The 17,661-nt window shown below is 37.6% G+C and carries 17 protein-coding genes; 5 read left to right on the top strand and 12 right to left on the bottom strand.

The window, feature by feature from the left end; translation table 11 throughout:
* Positions 1–100: 100 nt before the first annotated feature.
* Positions 101–1,465 carry a TlpA family protein disulfide reductase gene (locus AC3E9U_RS14065; protein ID WP_488747554.1) on the top strand — a complete coding sequence of 455 codons (1,365 nt, stop codon included), beginning with the start codon at positions 101–103 and terminating at the stop codon, positions 1,463–1,465.
* Positions 1,466–1,523: 58 nt separating this feature from the next.
* Here the strand turns inward: AC3E9U_RS14065 and AC3E9U_RS14060 are convergent, their stop codons facing one another.
* A complete protein-coding gene (locus tag AC3E9U_RS14060) occupies positions 1,524–2,369 on the bottom strand; it encodes an NAD(P)H-hydrate dehydratase (protein ID WP_488747553.1) in 846 nt (281 codons plus the stop codon).
* A gap of 93 nt (positions 2,370–2,462) precedes the next feature.
* On the opposite strand from AC3E9U_RS14060, the gene gcvT reads away from it, so the two are divergent.
* Positions 2,463–3,545: a glycine cleavage system aminomethyltransferase GcvT gene (gcvT, locus tag AC3E9U_RS14055; RefSeq protein ID WP_488747552.1), complete on the top strand. Its 1,083-nt coding sequence runs from the start codon at positions 2,463–2,465 to the stop codon at positions 3,543–3,545.
* Positions 3,546–3,691: 146 nt separating this feature from the next.
* The gene (locus tag AC3E9U_RS14050; RefSeq protein ID WP_325202325.1) at positions 3,692–4,402 is read left to right on the top strand and encodes a YebC/PmpR family DNA-binding transcriptional regulator; all 711 of its coding nucleotides are present in this window, start codon (positions 3,692–3,694) and stop codon (positions 4,400–4,402) included.
* 73 nt (positions 4,403–4,475) lie between these two features.
* On the opposite strand, the gene AC3E9U_RS14045 is transcribed toward AC3E9U_RS14050, so the two are convergent.
* The 4 genes from AC3E9U_RS14045 to AC3E9U_RS14030 form a co-directional block, all read right to left on the bottom strand.
* Positions 4,476–4,931, bottom strand: coding sequence for a hypothetical protein (locus AC3E9U_RS14045; RefSeq protein ID WP_488747551.1), 456 nt, complete (start codon positions 4,929–4,931; stop codon positions 4,476–4,478).
* 4 nt (positions 4,932–4,935) lie between these two features.
* A complete protein-coding gene (locus AC3E9U_RS14040) occupies positions 4,936–5,244 on the bottom strand; it encodes a hypothetical protein (RefSeq protein WP_488747550.1) in 309 nt (102 codons plus the stop codon).
* A 79-nt stretch (positions 5,245–5,323) separates the two neighbouring features.
* Positions 5,324–6,364 (bottom strand): cysteate synthase, encoded by a 1,041-nt coding sequence (gene capA, locus AC3E9U_RS14035; RefSeq protein WP_488747549.1) that lies wholly within the window; start codon positions 6,362–6,364, stop codon positions 5,324–5,326.
* An 81-nt stretch (positions 6,365–6,445) separates the two neighbouring features.
* A complete protein-coding gene (locus tag AC3E9U_RS14030) occupies positions 6,446–8,506 on the bottom strand; it encodes a S9 family peptidase (RefSeq protein WP_488747548.1) in 2,061 nt (686 codons plus the stop codon).
* Between the two features lie 143 nt (positions 8,507–8,649).
* Here AC3E9U_RS14030 and AC3E9U_RS14025 point away from each other — a divergent pair, with 143 nt between their 5' ends.
* On the top strand, positions 8,650–8,973 hold the full coding sequence (locus AC3E9U_RS14025) for a YbaB/EbfC family nucleoid-associated protein (RefSeq protein ID WP_488747547.1): 324 nt from the start codon (positions 8,650–8,652) through the stop codon (positions 8,971–8,973).
* Positions 8,974–9,003: 30 nt separating this feature from the next.
* Here AC3E9U_RS14025 and phoU read toward each other — a convergent pair whose 3' ends face one another.
* From phoU to AC3E9U_RS13995, 6 genes are all read right to left on the bottom strand, one after another.
* Positions 9,004–9,678: a phosphate signaling complex protein PhoU gene (phoU, locus tag AC3E9U_RS14020; protein ID WP_488747546.1), complete on the bottom strand. Its 675-nt coding sequence runs from the start codon at positions 9,676–9,678 to the stop codon at positions 9,004–9,006.
* A 45-nt stretch (positions 9,679–9,723) separates the two neighbouring features.
* On the bottom strand, positions 9,724–10,476 hold the full coding sequence (gene pstB / locus AC3E9U_RS14015) for a phosphate ABC transporter ATP-binding protein PstB (protein ID WP_488747545.1): 753 nt from the start codon (positions 10,474–10,476) through the stop codon (positions 9,724–9,726).
* Position 10,477: 1 nt separating this feature from the next.
* Positions 10,478–11,356: a phosphate ABC transporter permease PstA gene (pstA, locus tag AC3E9U_RS14010; protein WP_488747544.1), complete on the bottom strand. Its 879-nt coding sequence runs from the start codon at positions 11,354–11,356 to the stop codon at positions 10,478–10,480.
* Between the two features lie 3 nt (positions 11,357–11,359).
* Positions 11,360–12,568: a phosphate ABC transporter permease subunit PstC gene (gene pstC / locus AC3E9U_RS14005; RefSeq protein ID WP_488747543.1), complete on the bottom strand. Its 1,209-nt coding sequence runs from the start codon at positions 12,566–12,568 to the stop codon at positions 11,360–11,362.
* A gap of 186 nt (positions 12,569–12,754) precedes the next feature.
* A complete protein-coding gene (locus tag AC3E9U_RS14000) occupies positions 12,755–13,624 on the bottom strand; it encodes a phosphate ABC transporter substrate-binding protein (protein WP_488747542.1) in 870 nt (289 codons plus the stop codon).
* Positions 13,625–13,895: 271 nt separating this feature from the next.
* Positions 13,896–14,750 carry a DUF2490 domain-containing protein gene (locus tag AC3E9U_RS13995; RefSeq protein ID WP_488747541.1) on the bottom strand — a complete coding sequence of 285 codons (855 nt, stop codon included), beginning with the start codon at positions 14,748–14,750 and terminating at the stop codon, positions 13,896–13,898.
* 182 nt (positions 14,751–14,932) lie between these two features.
* Here AC3E9U_RS13995 and AC3E9U_RS13990 point away from each other — a divergent pair, with 182 nt between their 5' ends.
* Positions 14,933–16,633, top strand: coding sequence for an RluA family pseudouridine synthase (locus AC3E9U_RS13990; RefSeq protein ID WP_488747540.1), 1,701 nt, complete (start codon positions 14,933–14,935; stop codon positions 16,631–16,633).
* Here AC3E9U_RS13990 and AC3E9U_RS13985 read toward each other — a convergent pair.
* Entirely contained in the window at positions 16,630–17,655 is a 1,026-nt protein-coding gene (locus AC3E9U_RS13985) for a threonine aldolase family protein (RefSeq protein WP_488747539.1), read from the bottom strand. The two genes, AC3E9U_RS13990 and AC3E9U_RS13985, sit on opposite strands and share 4 nt — an antisense overlap.
* Between the last annotated feature and the right edge of the window lie 6 nt (positions 17,656–17,661).

Below are 17,661 nucleotides of genomic sequence, written 5' to 3'. Positions count from 1 at the left end.
TCAACAAATTGCGTTTAAAATGCAAGATTTATTATTAGTATTTCATTATGAAAATTTATGGTACACAATTCTTATATTTGGGCAACAAAAACTATTAAACATGAAACACACACTTTACCTTTTGTTGGTTGTATTTCTTGCTTCTTTTACGACGCCGAAGGAAACCATTACCGTTTCCGGGAAAATCACCAATACAGAAGACGGCAAACTTAAAATCAGAGGTGAATCTTTTGAGAAAGAAATCACTTTAAAAGCGGACGGTTCGTTTTCTGAAACTTTGCAGATCGATTACAACGGAACCTATAATTTTGCCACTAAAGCAAATCGTTCGTCTTTGTATTTAGCTAAAGGAACAGCACTTGTAATCAATTTTGATGACAAAAACTTCGTTACAACTTTAAAATTTACAGGAAAAGGAAGCGCTGAAAACCAGTATTTTAACGAGAAGTCTGCAACTGTTAATAAAATGATGGGGAATGCTCAGGAATTTTATGCGTTGGACGAAACTGCTTTCCTGGCAAAAGTAAAGGAAGTTAAAACTACGATGACTGATTTACTGAACAAATCAAAAATTACAGATGCAACGTTCAAGAAAAATGAATTAAAGAGCATTGGTTATTTTGAGCAGCTTCAAATCCTTAATTATCCTTCTTACCATGCTCATTATGCTAAAATTGAAGGTTTTACACCATCGGCTACTTTCCCTAAATTTGATGATAAAATCGATTTAGACAATCAGGAAGATTTCTTATTTTCATCTTCTTACAAACAAATCGTAGCTGCAAAATTCAGCAATGAATTAAGCACAAAAATGGCGGAAAACGAAGAATACACGGCTAAATATGCATTACCTGAAATTAAGAAAGTAAAAAGTACTGCAATCAGAAATTCTCACATTCAGAATTTATCGTATGAAGTTGGAGCAGGAAATCCTGAAGCAGCTTCACTTTACAAAGAATTGATGGCACTTTCTACGGATGAAAAATTCAAAAAAGACCTGACTGCTAAATTCGACAAAATCAAAACTTTAACACCCGGAAATATTTCTCCTAAATTTGATTATGAGAACTATAAAGGTGGAAAAACATCATTGGAAAGCTTAAAAGGCAAGTACGTTTATATTGATGTTTGGGCAACCTGGTGCGGACCTTGCCGTCGTGAGATTCCGAGCTTGCAAAAAGTAGAAGAACAATATCACGGGAAAAACATTGAGTTCGTAAGTCTTTCAATCGATACGAAAAAGGACTATGAAAAATGGAGAAAGTTTGTAGATGAAAAGAAACTTGGTGGTGTTCAGTTATTTGCTGATAACGACTGGAATTCTAAATTCGTGCAGGATTATGCAATCGAAGGTATTCCAAGATTCATTTTGGTAGATCCGAACGGAAACATTGTTTCAGCTGATGCTCCTCGCCCATCTGATCCTAAACTTATTGCTAAATTTGACGAATTAGGTATTAAATAATCTGGCCAAGATATAAAGAACAAACCCTTTCAAGTACTTTTCTGAAAGGGTTTCTTTTTTAATATAAACTCAAAAATGCCCTACCAAGATTCTCGATACAGTCCGAAGCAATAAATGAATGATATCCGATTTCCGGTACGGCAATAGTAGCCGTTAATCCATGCAGATATACGCCGAGAATGGCTGCGTCAACAGGAACATATCCCTGCGAAAGCAAGCCTGCCAGGATTCCGCTTAAAACATCCCCGCTTCCGGCCGTTGCCAAAGCTTGGTTTCCTGTAGTATTTTCAAAAACAGCGTCCTTATAAACTATGTGGGTTGGCGCTCCCTTAACGACAACAATTACATCATATTTTTTCGAAAGTTCCTTTACTTTCGCAATCATTTCTTCATGAGAATTCCAAGGATCAATCAAACGTTCCAATTCTTTACCGTGAGGGGTTAAGATCGTTTGTTTATAAAGCATTTCCAGCCATTCTTTATTTTGGGAAAGGATATTTAAAGCATCCGCGTCAACCACCATAGGAACTGCCGACATTTTTAAAAAATGATGCAATGCATGCTCGGTATCAGAATGCATTCCCAATCCCATCCCAATGGCTATAGCATCGACTTTAATCTTAGGTCCGATAGCCGTAATATGTTCTGAATAATCATCTGTAATGACCATTGCTTCCGGAAGTACCGTCTGCACGATCTCGTAACCACATTTGGGAATATAGGCCGTTACCAAACCAGCTCCGGATTTAAGACAAGCTTTTGAGGAAAGACAGACAGAACCCATTTTACCATAACTACCGCCCACAATCAATGCGTGCCCCTGGACACCTTTGTGTGCGTCTTTAGCCATCGGTCGAAATCGTTTCTGCGCTTCGGATCTGTCAATTAAAGTATAATTTTCCATACCTTAAATTTACGAAATTATGTCTGATTAATGGTTTTGCCACTCCGTAAAAAATCAATAACTTAGCGACCGAAAATAAACAATCAACACAAGATGAAAAATACAGCATTAACGCACGTTCACGAAGGTTTAGGAGCTAAAATGGTTCCGTTTGCAGGTTACAACATGCCTGTTCAGTATGAAGGAGTTAACATAGAACACGAAACAGTTCGTAACGACGTAGGTGTTTTTGACGTATCGCACATGGGTGAATTCTTTCTTAAAGGTGAAAACGCTTTGGCTTTAATTCAGAAGGTAACTTCAAATGATGCATCTAAATTAGTAAACGGAAAAGCACAATATTCATGCTTACCAAACAATGAAGGTGGAATTGTTGACGATTTAATCGTTTATAAAATTGAAGATAATCACTATATGTTAGTGGTAAATGCTTCTAATATTGAAAAAGACTGGAACTGGATTTCTTCACACAATGATTTGGGTGTAGAAATGATAAACGCTTCAGACAATTACTCTTTATTAGCTATCCAAGGACCAAAAGCAGCTGAAGCAATGCAATCTTTAACTTCAATTGATTTGGCTAACATGCCTTACTATTCTTTTCAGATTGGAGAATTTGCAGGTTTACAAGACGTAATTGTTTCTGCAACAGGATATACAGGTTCCGGAGGTTTTGAGATCTATTTTAAAAATGAGGATGCGGAATTGATCTGGAAAAGAGTTTTCGAAGCCGGTGCAGCTTTCGGAATAAAACCAATCGGATTAGCAGCCCGCGATACTTTACGTTTGGAAATGGGCTTCTGTTTATATGGAAATGACATCAACGATACAACTTCTCCATTGGAAGCAGGTTTAGGATGGATTACGAAATTCGACAAAGAATTCACTAATTCTGAAAACCTTAAAAAACAAAAAGAAGCAGGCGTTTCCAGAAAACTTATCGGTTTTGAAATGGTAGACAGAGGAATTCCACGTCACGATTACGAAATAGCTGATGCTGAAGGAAATATTGTTGGTATCGTAACATCAGGAACTCAATCACCTTCGATGGGAATTGCTATTGGAATGGGATATGTTCCGACTGCTTTATCAACTCCGGATTCAGAGATTTACATCCGAATCAGAAACAAGGACATTAAAGCTAAAGTGGTTAAAATGCCATTTTATAAAAAGTAATAAAGTTTTGAAGTTACAAAGTCGCAAAGTTCTTTCTGAATAGTTTTAAAAGAAATAATTTTGCAACGATCTTAATTTAAAAATGATTTAAAAACTCAGTCACTTTGTAACTCTGTGACTAAGCAACTTAAAAAATATTCTTAGAAATGGGAAGAGCGTTTGAATTCAGAAAAGCACGTAAAATGAAACGTTGGTCGGCAATGGCTAAAACGTTTACGCGAATTGGAAAAGACATTGTAATGGCCGTTAAGGAAGGTGGACCAAATCCGGAAACCAATTCCCGTTTAAGAGCCGTTATCCAAAATGCGAAGGCAGCTAACATGCCAAAGGACAACGTAGAAAGAGCAATTAAAAAAGCATCTGATAAAGATACCGCCAACTTTAAGGAGGTTTTATTCGAAGGTTATGCTCCTCACGGAATTGCTATTCTGATTGAAACTGCTACCGACAATAATAACAGAACGGTTGCCAACATCAGAAGTTACTTCAACAAATGTAATGGAACTATGGGAACTCAGGGTTCTGTTGAATTCATGTTTGACCATACTTGTAACTTCCGTATTCCATCTGAAGGACAGGATGTGGAAGAACTGGAATTAGAAATGATCGATTTTGGTGTGGAAGAAATTTTCGCAGACGAAGACGGTATTTTAATGTATGCTCCGTTTGAAAGTTTTGGTGCAATCCAAAAAGAACTGGAGAACAGAAACATTGAAATCTTATCTTCCGGTTTCGAACGCATCCCTCAGATCACAAAAGAATTAACACCGGATCAAGTTGCCGATGTTGAGAAATTGTTAGAGAAAATCGAGGAAGATGATGACGTGATGAACGTTTATCACACGATGCAGGAATAAGTCAACAGATTGCAGCTATCAGATAACAAAAAACTCCGTTTTTAAACGGAGTTTTTTATTTACTACTCTTTTATTAAAATCTTAATGTTTCAATTGAATAATCAAAAAGTTTTTTATCATCTTCTGAAACATTTTGATAGCCTATAAAATAACCTCCTTTAATTATTTCTTTCCAATATTTCCCACCATTTTGCTTTCCCTGCACTATTGTATCAGGTGGATTTACAAGCCAGTAATTATCACTATATGTTGCATAATTAAGTTGATTTGGTGATGTTAGAATCTCATCATTGTTATAATATATTTTGGAAGAATCTGAATAAACAATTTCAAAACCATGTCCAAATTCTCCAAAAATTTTTATTTTTTTTACATCACCGATTTTTAAAGGCCTTGAAATTTTATACACCTGGCGCTTAGAGACATCTTCTTTTTTAAAGACTATCTTTTCATTAATAAAACCTTTCTTTTTGGTTGAACAAAAAGTCAAAACGGATAAAATACTAAAACAATAAAGTATTCTCCTCATATAGCTATATTTGACCTTTATTATATCCTGCCGCTTTCACAGCAAAACAATTCCATTTGTCATTGTGCTGATACGGCACCTGAACCCATTCTTTCATAGGTCTCTTTTTTCCTGAAGGATCAAACAGCTGTGCTCCTTCCAAAGCTACTGCATCCCTATGGGCATCTCCGCTAAGCTTAAAAACCATTTCGTTTTGAAAAAAACAGATGAATGCTTTTCCGTTTATTTTAAAACAAGGCTTTCCGAACATTTGGCTTTGCTCCGCTCCTTCGATCCGATTTCCTATAGCATTGAATAAGGTTTGTTCTTCCATCGTAAAATGTATTTCATAAAAAAACTCCGCTAAATGCAGAGTCTTTTATCTATTTTCTTTATTCTATTTTCTAAAAAGATTACTTAATGAATTCAATTTTTTGCGCTTCTTCAGCGTTGATACTGTCAAAGAAACCTTGCTCGTTCATCCACTCGTCACTGAATACTTTACTCATGTAACGGGAACCATGATCAGGAAAAATAACTACCACATTACTGTTTTCGTTGAATTCACCTTCTTCAGCAAATTGTTTTACAGCCTGCATAGCAGCTCCTGAAGTATATCCCACGAACAAACCTTCTTTTTTAGCTATTTCACGCGCAGTATGAGCACTTTCCTCGTCTGTCACTTTTGTAAATTTATCAATAGCATCAAAATCAGTTGCAGTTGGAATAAGGTTTTTTCCTAAACCTTCAATTCTGTATGGATAAATTTCTTCGTTGTCAAATTCTCTTGTTTCATGGTATTTTTTCAATACGGAACCAAAAGCATCAACACCGAATATTTTAATACCCGGATTTTTTTCTTTTAAGAAACGGGCTGTACCGGAAATAGTTCCTCCTGTACCGCTGCAGGCAATTAAATGCGTGATTTTACCATTTGTCTGCCCCCAGATTTCAGGACCTGTAGAGTTGTAATGCGCATCTACATTCAAATCATTGAAATATTGGTTGATGTACACGGAACCTTTAGTCTCTTCATGTAAACGTTTTGCAACGTTGTAATAAGAACGCGGATCATCAGCAGAAACATGAGCAGGGCAAACATATACTTTAGCGCCCATTGCTCTAAGCATGTCAATTTTATCTTTAGAAGATTTTGAGCTAACAGCCAATACACAATCGTATCCTTTAATGATACTTACCATCGCAATACTAAAGCCAGTATTACCGGAAGTGGTTTCGATGATGGTATCACCAGGTTTCAATATCCCTCTTTTTTCCGCTTCCTCTATGATATAAAGAGCAATCCTGTCTTTTGTTGAATGACCCGGATTAAAGGCTTCCACTTTTGCATAAAAGTTACCTTTTAGTCCTTCTGTGATCGTATTAAGCCTTATCAGGGGTGTATTTCCTATTAATTCTAATACGCTATTATAGGCTTTTATTTCTTCTTTCATAAAAAATAAATTACTCAAAGTGTGAATGTACTCATTTTTTGAAATATTCACAACCTTGCAAATGTATAAAAAATTCTTTATCTACTTTTTAATTCCTTCCAAATCTAATAAAAAAGTGTACTCTTTTGTAACTTCTTTAATGGCCTCAAATCTTCCTGAAGCTCCTCCGTGCCCCGTATCCATATTCGTATCTAAAAACAACTGACTGTCTCCCAGCTTCATAACACGTAATTTAGCCACCCATTTTGCCGGCTCCCAATACTGTACCTGCGAATCATGCAAACCGGTTGTCACTAACATATTTGGATATTTTTGCTTCTTTACATTGTCGTAAGGCGAATAAGACAACATATAATCGTAGTATTTTTTGTCATTTGGATTCCCCCATTCGTCATATTCTCCTGTGGTCAGAGGAATAGTATCATCCAACATCGTGGTGACAACATCTACGAAAGGAACCTGAGCGATAACTCCATTATACAACTCCGGAGCTTCATTGATGATTGCTCCCATCAATAATCCGCCGGCCGAACCTCCTTCTGCATATAAATGTTTTTCCGATGTATATTTTTGTTCGATAACATATCTTGAACAGTCAATGAAGTCGGTAAATGTATTTATTTTTTTAAGCAATTTTCCGTTATCATACCATTCACGCCCTAAATCCTCTCCACCTCGGATATGTGCAATGGCATAAATAAAACCTCTGTCCAATAAACTCAAACGAATGGATGAGAAATAAGGATCCATGGAAGAACCATAAGAACCGTAGGCATACAAAAGGAACGGATTCTTTCCGTCTTTCTTGATTCCGTTACGATGTACTAAGGAAATCGGCACTTTGGTTCCGTCTTTGGCTGTTGCCCAGATACGTTCTTCGGTATAATTGTTCTTATCGAATTTCCCCCCAAGAACCTCCTGCTCTTTTTTTACTGTTTTCTCCTTGGTTCTCATGTTAAAATCAATCACCGAAGGCGGCGTGGCCATCGACTGATAACTATAACGTAAAATCTCAGTATTAAAATCGACATTAGTGGTCGTGTAGGCCGTGTACGTTTCGATTTCGAAAGGCAGATAATATTCTCCTTCACCACTCCAAGGCATGATTCTGATCTTGTTCAGACCATTGTTGCGCTCTTCCACAACAAGATAGTCCCTGAAAATATCAATCCCTTCCAGCAAAGTGTCGTCGCGATGTGGGATCAAATCCACCCAATTCTCCTTTGCGGTAGCGTTTTCAGGCGTTTTCATCAGTTTGAAATTGGTCGCCTTATCTTTATTGGTCAGGATATAAAAGCTGTCTCCGAAATGTGAAATGGAGTACTCTAATTCTCGTGTCCTCTTCTGGAATATTTCAAATTTTCCGTCCGGATTATCGGCTCTTAAAATCTGATACTCCGAAGTCAGCGTACTCGAAGAACCAATCACAAGGTATTTTTTTGATTTCTCTTTATAGATGAAGGTAGAAAACGTATCGTCTTTTTCATAAAAAACCACCTGATCGTCAGTCGCTTCCGAACCTAATTTATGTTTGTAAATTTTATCGGAACGCAAAGTTACCAGATCCTTACGAGTATAAAACAAGGTTTTATGGTCAGCGGCCCAAGTGGAGCCTCCTGTGGTTTTTTCCAATTTTACCGGAAGAATTTCACCAGTTTCAAGGTTTTTAATCTGAATCGTATACTCACGGCGGGAAACCGTATCCACCCCGAACGCACACCATTTGTTGTCTTCACTGACGCTCATTCCGCTCAGCTGAAAATAAGCAAATCCTTTTGCCATTTCGTTGCAGTCGAACATAATTTCCTCATCGGCTTCCAGACTTCCCTTTTTTCTGGAGTAAATTGGATAATCTTTGCCTTTTTCAAATCGGGTAATGTAGTAGTAGCCGTTATAAAGATAGGGAACAGAACTGTCGTCTTCTTTGATACGTGCCTTCATTTCTTCAAACAGATCCGCCTGGAACTGTTTGGTGTGTGCTGTCATTGTGTTGTAATACTCGTTCTCTTTATTGAGATAATCGATTACTTCCGGATTTTCCCTTTCATTTAACCAATAATAATCGTCTGTACGAACGTGTCCGTGCTTTTCAATCTGATGCGGCTTTACGGTTGCCAGCGGTGCCGTTATTAATTCTACCATTTTAGGTGTATTATTTTGAGGAATTGCAGATGTCAACATAAAACAAACGCCGCTCAAAAGAAATTCATTTTTAATTATAGAGGCTTAAATATCTCTTTGCAATTTAATAATTTTGCGATTCAGTAATCACTAAATTTATTAACATGTTTGGAGACATCATGGGGATGATGGGTAAACTAAAAGAAACCCAACAAAAAATAGAGGAAACCAAAAAACGATTAGATACCGTTTTAATTGATGAACAAAGCAATGACGGGCTTTTGAAAGTTACATTGACTGCTAACAGAAAGGTAAAATCGATAGTAATTGACGACAGTTTACTGGAAGACAAAGAACAGTTGGAAGATTATTTGGTTCTAGTTATGAACAAAGCTATTGAAAAAGCAACCAATGTAAACGAAACAGAATTGGCAGCTGTGGCCAAGGACGGCATGCCAAACATTCCGGGAATGGATATGTTTAAATAAAAGGTGGTTAAAAAACCACCTTTTTTATTTTTATTTCTTTTTGTTCGTTTTCGATTTATGCTTCAGCACTTTTGCTTCAATATAGAAAACTGTTTCTTCGGCCATATTTTTAGCCTGATCGCCTACCCTTTCCAATTTTTTGATAATTGATAAAAGGTAAAGCGCCTGTTCAATATTTTCAGGGTTTTCCTTGCAGTATTTAGCTATGACTCCATTGGCTTTCCTGTTGATTTTATCCAGAATTTCATCCTGCTTAAATATCTTACGGGCCATTTTTGTATCTTCTTTTTCAAAAGCTTCCAAAACGTTGGACATCATCGAAATTGAAGCCACAAACATCTCATTAACATTGGTAAGCTCGATAAGATTCTTGTCAAAATCCTCAGCCATTTCTTTAACGAATTTGGCAATTCCTTCAGCAATGTCGCCAGTACGTTCTAAATTGGTATTGATTTTTAAAACCGCCAACACGAATCGTAAATCCATGGCAACCGGATTGAAAAGCGCAAAAACGTTTTCACAGTTTCGGTCCAATTTCAATTCATAGGAATTGACTCTTTTTTCACCGGCAATAACTTCCCTTGCCAAATCCCTATCCATAGAAATTAACGACTGGTGCGCCTTTTCAAGCTGCAGGTTCACCAAAAGCCATAATTCTACCAACTCTTCTTTTAAACCTTGTATTTCGTCTTCTAGTTGTGTCATACGTTATTATTTTTTATAATAAACAAAAAATTTATCTGCTTAAAATTAACCGAAACGACCGGTAATATAATTTTGTGTTCTCTCTTTTTTGGGGTTTGTAAACATGTTTTTTGTCTTATCATATTCGATCAACTCTCCCATATAGAAAAACGCCGTACTGTCGCTTACCCGTCCCGCCTGTTGCATATTATGCGTTACAATCACGATCGTATAATTGTTCTTCAGCTCGTAAATAAGCTCTTCTACTTTTGCCGTCGAAATCGGATCCAACGCTGATGTCGGCTCATCCATCAACAATACAGATGGCTGAATCGCCAAAGCACGGGCGATACACAACCTTTGCTGCTGTCCTCCCGATAATGCAAATGCCGATTTATTCAGTTTGTCTTTTACCTCATCCCAAAGCGCAACCTGCTCAATTGATTTGATAACTCGCTCTTCAATCACTTTTTTATCGGTAACTCCGTTGACTTTCAACCCGTAAGCAACATTCTCGAAAATAGATTTAGGAAAAGGATTTGGCTTTTGAAAAACCATTCCGACATTCTTTCTCAAATCATCAACATTAGTATTCTTATCGTAAATATTATGTCCGTCGATATAAATTTCACCGTTAAGAGACGTTTTATCGATCAAATCATTCATTCGGTTGAGCAAACGCAAATAGGTCGATTTTCCGCATCCGGACGGTCCGATCAATGCCGTAACCGTATTTTCCTTCATCGATAATGAAATATCGTGCAATGCCTGCGTTTCCCCGTAATAGAAATTTACGTTTTTAGATTCAATTTTCTGCATGCTAATTCATTTTTACTTTATTTCCGAAATACTTACGAAGCGCGTTGGCCAGCAAATTGGAAAGTAATACAATTATAATTAAAATCAGAGCTGTTCCGTAAGCCATAGCTCTTGAGGCTTCAATATTGGTTCCGCTAGTGGAAATAACATATAAGTGATACGGCAATGCCATCGCCTGATCGAAAATCGATGTTGGTAATTTCGGCAGGAAATAAGCCGCAACAGTAAATAAAATTGGAGCTGTTTCTCCGGAAACCCTTCCCACGGAAAGGATCAGACCGGTCAGAATATTTGGAAAAGCGATCGGTAACACCACTCGGCTTGTTGTTTGCCATTTAGTCGCCCCCAATCCCAAACTGGCATGTCTGAAAGTATCGTCAACGGCCTTCAAGGCTTCTTCTGTCGTTCTTATCACTACCGGTAAAACAAGTAAGCCTAAGGTTAAGGATCCCGCCAAAAGCGAATCTCCAAACTCCAGTTTATTAACAAACAATGCCATACCGAACAAACCAAAAACAATGGAAGGAACTCCCGCTAGATTATTTGTCATTTGCTTGATGATTCTCTTGCCCCAGCCATCCTTTACATATTCATTCATATAAACTGCTGCCAAAACACCAACAGGAAAAGCAAAAAGCATACTTCCCGCAACAAGACAAAGTGTTCCTATTATAGCCGGATAAATCCCTCCTTTGGTCATTCCGTCTTTTGGCATTTCAGTTATGAATTCCCAGCTGATTACACTGAATCCTTTAACAACTATGAATGCTAATATAATGAATAAAAGTGCTACAACGGCGTAACTTATAAACTGAAACAATCCGAAAGCAATATTCTGATTCCTTCTTTTTCGTTTTGCTAATCGATTTACTTTTTTCATTTTTTAATGCTTTTTATGACCGTTTCTGTGCGTAACTACCTCAACCAACATATTAATACAAAACGTAATCAGGAATAAAATACACCCTAAGGCGAACAAGGCTTTATAATGCATTCCACCACTGGCTGCTTCACCAAGTTCGGCTGCAATTGTTGCAGGAATAGTTCGTACCGGTGCTAATAATGTATGAGGAATTACCGCCGCATTTCCGGTAACCATCAAAACCGCCATGGTTTCTCCGATTGCACGGCCAATCCCTAAGATGGCTCCCGCTGTGATTCCGGAAGCAGAATAAGGGATAACCACTCGATAGATAGTTTGCCAATGACTCGCACCTAAAGCCAAACTGGCTTCTTTCATGGCCCGAGGCGTGTTATTCATTGCATCTTCCGAAATTGTTATGATTGTCGGTAATGCCATAATAGCCAACACAATACTTCCTGCCAGCGCTGTTTCTCCAACCGGAAGATTAAAAATATCCTGCACCATCGGAACAATCACAACCAATCCGAAGAATCCATAAACAACAGATGGAATTCCCGCTAATAATTCGATTAAAGGTTTTAAAATATTTCTGGTGCGTTTTCTGGCGATTTCACTTAAGTAGATCGCTGCGGCTAATCCAATCGGCAAAGCAATCAATATCGCTCCAAAACTAACCCATAACGTTCCTAAAATCAAAGGCTTAACCCCCATTTGAGCCACGGGATGTGCCGTGGGAAACCATTCTTCTCCGGATAAAAACTCACGAATCTTTATCTTGTCAAGACTCAATTCCCTTCCTTTAAAATCCTTGGCTTTATACTTATCTGAGAAAAAAGCTATTATTCCGGGAGTTTTACTAATGTGTTCATTTATCTTTTCGGGAAAATGTTCAAAATTTTCACCTAATTCTTCTTCCGTATAAAACTCGGTTATATCTTCTGTTCTGAAGGGAACTATTGGTTCATTTTTACCTCCTAAAGCCGACCAGTTAGTTATCTTTTTATCAAAAATATCCTTGATCTGGGAAGGTTCAAGCTTCTTTACTGAATTTGACGGATGCACGGCCAACAGAAAACCGTCCTCAATTGGTTTTTTATTAAAAACGCCTGCCCCTTCAATAAAAAGAAAAAATACAATCAGAATTACTGTGACACTTGTAGTTGCACTACTCAGCATCAGTATCATCTCTATTGTTTTTTCCTTTATTTGCTTAAAATTTGTTTTCAAATCTGTGATTTTATTTTCACCGCAAAAGTACGTGAGGCAACCTTTAAGGATGTATCTAATTCATTATCCTTGTGTTAAGTTAGCGTTAAGTAGGCACCTATAAATTTACTACATTCTTTTTTCTTAACATAAAAAAAAGGCAACCTTAAACAGATCGCCCTTTTTCAGTATAATAATAACCGATTCTTAGTTCAATGGAATATAACCAACTTCCAAAACCACTTTCTGACCTTCCGGTGATAATGCATAATCAACCACCGATTTAACTTTTGCAGCATTTGCTTTATCATACATGTAGAATAAAGGTCTCGCGATTGGATAAGTTTTATCTTTAGCCGATGCAACTGAAGGAACAACAAATGTTTTACCCTGATCGTAAGAAACAGAGATTGGTTTCACTTCTTTTGTTTCGTAAGCCAATCCAACATAACCGATAGCACCTTTAGTCTGACCAACAGCCTGAACGATAGCTCCGGTAGCAGGCATACTCAAAACATCAGCCGCATAGTTCTTTTTCTCCATTACCTCTTCTTTAAAGAACTCATAGGTTCCTGAAGAAGATTCTCTTGAGTAAGCCACGATTTTCTCGTCTGCTCCACCAACTTCTTTCCAGTTTTTGATTTCCCCTGTATAGATTTTTTCAATTTGTTCGCGGGTTAACTGACCTACTTTATTAGCCGGATTCACAATTACCGCTAAAGCGTCAAACGCGATTGTAACTTTTTCAATTTCTTTTTTTCCTTCAGAGAATTTTAATTTCTCTTCTGTTTTCAAATCTCTTGAAGCCATTGCGATATCAGTAGTTCCCTCTAAAAGCGCAGTGATACCAACTCCGGTACCTCCACCAACTACAGTTACACTAACTTCTTTGTTATTCTTCATCATCTCTTCTGATTCTTTCTGCGCTAAAGGCAAAACAGTATCACTACCTTTCATTGTTACGGCAGTTGCTGTTGACGCAGTTTCAGTAGCAGTAGCTCCTTCTTCGTTTTTTCCTTTACCACAACTTAACATTCCAATTAAAGGCAACATTAAGAATAATGCTTTTTTAGTCATTTTTTTGTCTTGTTTTAAATTTGATACAAAAGTATATCTGCTACATTAACTTAAAGTTAAGTGAATATTATACAATCATTATATTATTAAACTTCCTTATTATATTATCAATACGCTAACATTAAGGATTATATGAAAGGTAACATTAAAATTACATTGTCGGAAAAGCTGTTTCTCTTTTTCGACCAATTGCGATTATTAATAGCCAAATTTTTAAATAAAAAAACGCAACGAATTGCTCCGTTGCGCTTTCTTTAAAATAATCATGAAATTATTTAGTTTCTTCAGTTGTTTTCTTTTTGAAGATTTTTGTAAAATCTATGTTATAAGTCAATGCTAACTGATAAGTATGGTTGTTTTCTTTATGAACTCCGTCTCCTTTTTCAATGAACTGGTTCATATAACCTGTCTGGACATTGAAATCTTTATTAAATCTCCATCCTAAAGCAAGATATAAACGGTTCTGGTCGAAAATGTTAGCCGTTACGTGTTTTCCGAAGTTTGCAAAAATCTCATCTGCAGCAACAAAGAACAACGTATTATCTGTCATCTCCGGTTTAGATAATGGAACCTGCATTCTGAAACGGTAACGAGCTCTTTGACGGAATCTCCAGTCTTCAGCATTTGGATTAGCCGCTAAATAAGCATCTGAAGGTCTTGTGTAATCAACACCGTTCTCTTTCACCAAGTTAGCAATCCATCTTTGCTCCAAACGGAAACGGCTGTCGAAATGGAAACGTCCAACATGTTCATGGTTGATGATAAACTGTTCCCAGATACGTTGCTCGTTAAATTTGAACTGGTTGTATTTTGGAGTTGGCGTTTCTTTAGCCAATTCACCATATTCAAAAGTTTCGATGTACGACCATCCTGCTGAAACCATATAACTTTTGCTTAGTTTGTAATCAAGACCTAAACGAACCTGATTTTGCATTGGATCTGACAAGCCTTCACTTCTTCTCCATTGAAATTCAGTATGCAGTCCCCACTTCTCTGTAAGTTTGTGGTTTCCTGTATAAAAGATCCAGGCATTATACTGATCTACTTTCGGATCAAAAGTTTGAGCAGAGATCGTATTTGTAAAAAATAAAATTGTTAAAAATACGAGGATAAAAATTCTTTTCATTTTGAGTTATGTTATTTTTCGGCAAAACTAATATTAATTCTATTTCAGAATATTAAGTTAATGTTACCATTCTGAAAACTTAATGTAACCATAATGTTTTTATTTATTCCTATTTTTGCCGCTCGCGACGTAAGCGCGTAATTAATAGCATTTTATAATAAAACCGAAGTTTACCGATAGTAATGAATCCGTCCGAAGCCGCAACAACTACTTGTTTTATACCTTTTAAAGGGAATATTGATTCATATGCTTTGCCGGAACGGTTTACATTCCCGTTTTATTATGAACCGGATCCTTTAAGCATTTTAGCAGCTGAAGAACTACAGGACTATCTTCACAATCAAACCGATTGGGAGCATAACTTCGGATTAGACAAAGACCAGGACGGATTGGTTATCGGAAAGATGTTTGGCGTAATGGTAGTCCGAAATCCGCAAAATGAAATCGGATACTTAGCGGCTTTCTCCGGAAAACTGGCAGAAAAAAACAACCATCCTTTGTTTGTCCCTCCTATTTATGATATGTTGGAAGAAGATAGTTTTTTCATCATAGGAATTAAAGAACTCACTCAGATCAATGACCGAATTGAATCTTTGGAAAACAATCCGGATTTTATCGAGTTAACCAATGCCCTTCAAACAGAAACTGCTTCGGCTCAAAATAAAATAGAAGAGCAGAAAGCGAAAATGAGCGAGTCAAAAAAAGCCCGCAAACTGCTTCGGAAAAAAGCTGAGGAAGAAATTAAGGATGCCGCTGCACTGGAAATTTACATGAATGATTTGGTGCGCGAAAGTTTAAAAGACAAGTTTCTGTTACGTGAACTGACAGAATATCTTGAAGAACGTCTTTCGGAAACGAAGAACAAACTAGCCGTTTATACAGATGAAATCACTTTCTTAAAGGAAGAGCGCAAACAAAAGTCAGCCAATTTACAACAACAGCTATTCGATCAGTATCATTTCCTTAACAATAATGGAGAAACGAAAAGTCTTTGCGAAATTTTCGAAAATACCACTTTGCTGAAACCGCCAGCTGCTGCCGGTGAATGTGCCGCACCTAAACTTTTACAATACGCTTACCTGAATAATCTGCAGCCCATCGCCATGGCCGAGTTCTGGTGGGGTGAATCACCTAAATCAGAAATTAGAAAACATGGCCATTTCTATCCTGCCTGTCGCGGAAAATGCGAACCTATTTTGGGTCATATGCTGGAAGGTCTTTCCGTAGATGAAAATCCGTTATTGATAAATCCTGCATTGGGCGTTCCACTTGAAACGGTTTATGAAGACGTTTATTTAGCGGTGATTAACAAACCTGCCGATTTCTTATCGGTTCCCGGCATCAACATTATGGATTCGGTTTACGAGCGCATGAAACTGAAATATCCTGAAGCGACCGGTCCGCTTATCGTTCACCGTCTGGATATGGCAACTTCCGGCTTGTTGGTGATTGCGAAAGACAAAGATTCACACAAGCTTCTGCAAGGACAGTTCATTAAACGTACAGTTAAAAAACGTTATACCGCTTTATTGAATGGAATTGTATCCCAAGATGAAGGCGAAATAAATTTACCATTGCGAATTGATTTGGACGATCGTCCGCGTCAATTAGTTTGTTACGAATACGGAAAACCTGCGAAAACAAAATGGAAAGTTATTGAAAGAACCGATCAACAAACCAGGGTTCATTTTTGGCCAATCACCGGTAGAACGCATCAGTTGCGAATGCACGCTTCTCATGCTTTGGGATTAAACTGTCCTATTATTGGAGATGATCTATACGGAACAAAAGCCGACCGCCTGCATTTACACGCTGAATGGCTTGAATTCAAACATCCGCTAACTAAAGAAACCATGACGTTTGAAGTCGGCGCAGATTTTTAAAGTTCGATCTTCATCAAAGCTTCCAACACATAATCGTGCATTACCTGTTTGTAATCCAAATGGGTTACGATGCGGAGTTTCCCTTTACCCATCGAACTGATAAAGATATTCTTCTGCTTCAGTTTTTCCATCAGTAAGGTTTCATCAAACTGAGGTTTTACCGAGAAAATCAAAATATTGGTTTCAATAGGCTCTACTTTTTCTACCCAATACAATCTTTGCAACAAAGCACCAATTTCTTTCGCTCTGCGATGATCTTCATCCAATCGGCCCACATTATTTTGCAATGCATATAATCCGGCTGCTGCCAAATAACCGATTTGACGCATTCCGCCACCTAAAATTTTTCGAATTCGCAACGCTCGGTGAATCGTTTCTTTATCACCTAAAAGCAAAGAACCTACAGGAGCTCCCATTCCTTTAGACAGACAAACGGAAATGGTATCGAACAGTTCACCGTATTGTTTCGGATGTTGGCGTTTGGCTACCAAGGCATTCCATAAACGCGCTCCATCCAAATGGTATTTCAGATTATTTTCAATGCAAACCTGTTTGATTCTTTTCAATTCTTCAATATCATAACAGGCACCACCTCCTTTATTGGTAGTATTTTCAATGCAAACCAACGAAGTTTTCGGGTTATGATAAAACTCCGGATCCGTGATATGCTCTTCTACCTGAAGCGAAGTGATCATTCCGCGATCGCCATCCACCAACGAACAGGAAACTCCACTATTAAAAGACGCTCCTCCTCCTTCATACAAATAAACATGTGCCCACTTATCGCAAATCAACTGATCGCCCGGCTGCGTATGTAATTTAATGGCGGTTTGATTGGCCATGGTTCCCGATGGAAAAAACAATCCCGCCTCCATTCCGAACAAATCAGCTACCGTTTCTTCCAATTCCACTGCCGTAGGATCCTGACGGTAAACGTCATCGCCTACCTTAGCACGAAACATGTACTGCAGCATTTCAGGGGTTGGTTTGGTAACCGTATCGCTAACTAAATTAATTTCCATATTCTA

It is taken from the genome of Flavobacterium sp. 21.1, assembly GCF_057801535.1.
The sequence above is the reverse complement of the archived record's forward strand: the minus strand, read 5'-3'. Positions and strand labels throughout refer to the sequence as shown.

Bases quoted from the DNA above. Each gene is read 5' to 3' on its own strand.
- AC3E9U_RS14065 (WP_488747554.1), top strand. From the start codon at position 101: ATGAAACACACACTTTACCTTTTGTTGGTTGTATTTCTTGCTTCTTTT.
- AC3E9U_RS14060 (WP_488747553.1), bottom strand. From the start codon at position 2,369: ATGGAAAATTATACTTTAATTGACAGATCCGAAGCGCAGAAACGATTT.
- gcvT (WP_488747552.1), top strand. From the start codon at position 2,463: ATGAAAAATACAGCATTAACGCACGTTCACGAAGGTTTAGGAGCTAAA.
- AC3E9U_RS14050 (WP_325202325.1), top strand. From the start codon at position 3,692: ATGGGAAGAGCGTTTGAATTCAGAAAAGCACGTAAAATGAAACGTTGG.
- AC3E9U_RS14045 (WP_488747551.1), bottom strand. From the start codon at position 4,931: ATGAGGAGAATACTTTATTGTTTTAGTATTTTATCCGTTTTGACTTTT.
- AC3E9U_RS14040 (WP_488747550.1), bottom strand. From the start codon at position 5,244: ATGGAAGAACAAACCTTATTCAATGCTATAGGAAATCGGATCGAAGGA.
- capA (WP_488747549.1), bottom strand. From the start codon at position 6,364: ATGAAAGAAGAAATAAAAGCCTATAATAGCGTATTAGAATTAATAGGA.
- AC3E9U_RS14030 (WP_488747548.1), bottom strand. From the start codon at position 8,506: ATGGTAGAATTAATAACGGCACCGCTGGCAACCGTAAAGCCGCATCAG.
- AC3E9U_RS14025 (WP_488747547.1), top strand. From the start codon at position 8,650: ATGTTTGGAGACATCATGGGGATGATGGGTAAACTAAAAGAAACCCAA.
- phoU (WP_488747546.1), bottom strand. From the start codon at position 9,678: ATGACACAACTAGAAGACGAAATACAAGGTTTAAAAGAAGAGTTGGTA.
- pstB (WP_488747545.1), bottom strand. From the start codon at position 10,476: ATGCAGAAAATTGAATCTAAAAACGTAAATTTCTATTACGGGGAAACG.
- pstA (WP_488747544.1), bottom strand. From the start codon at position 11,356: ATGAAAAAAGTAAATCGATTAGCAAAACGAAAAAGAAGGAATCAGAAT.
- AC3E9U_RS14000 (WP_488747542.1), bottom strand. From the start codon at position 13,624: ATGACTAAAAAAGCATTATTCTTAATGTTGCCTTTAATTGGAATGTTA.
- AC3E9U_RS13995 (WP_488747541.1), bottom strand. From the start codon at position 14,750: ATGAAAAGAATTTTTATCCTCGTATTTTTAACAATTTTATTTTTTACA.
- AC3E9U_RS13990 (WP_488747540.1), top strand. From the start codon at position 14,933: ATGAATCCGTCCGAAGCCGCAACAACTACTTGTTTTATACCTTTTAAA.
- AC3E9U_RS13985 (WP_488747539.1), bottom strand. From the start codon at position 17,655: ATGGAAATTAATTTAGTTAGCGATACGGTTACCAAACCAACCCCTGAA.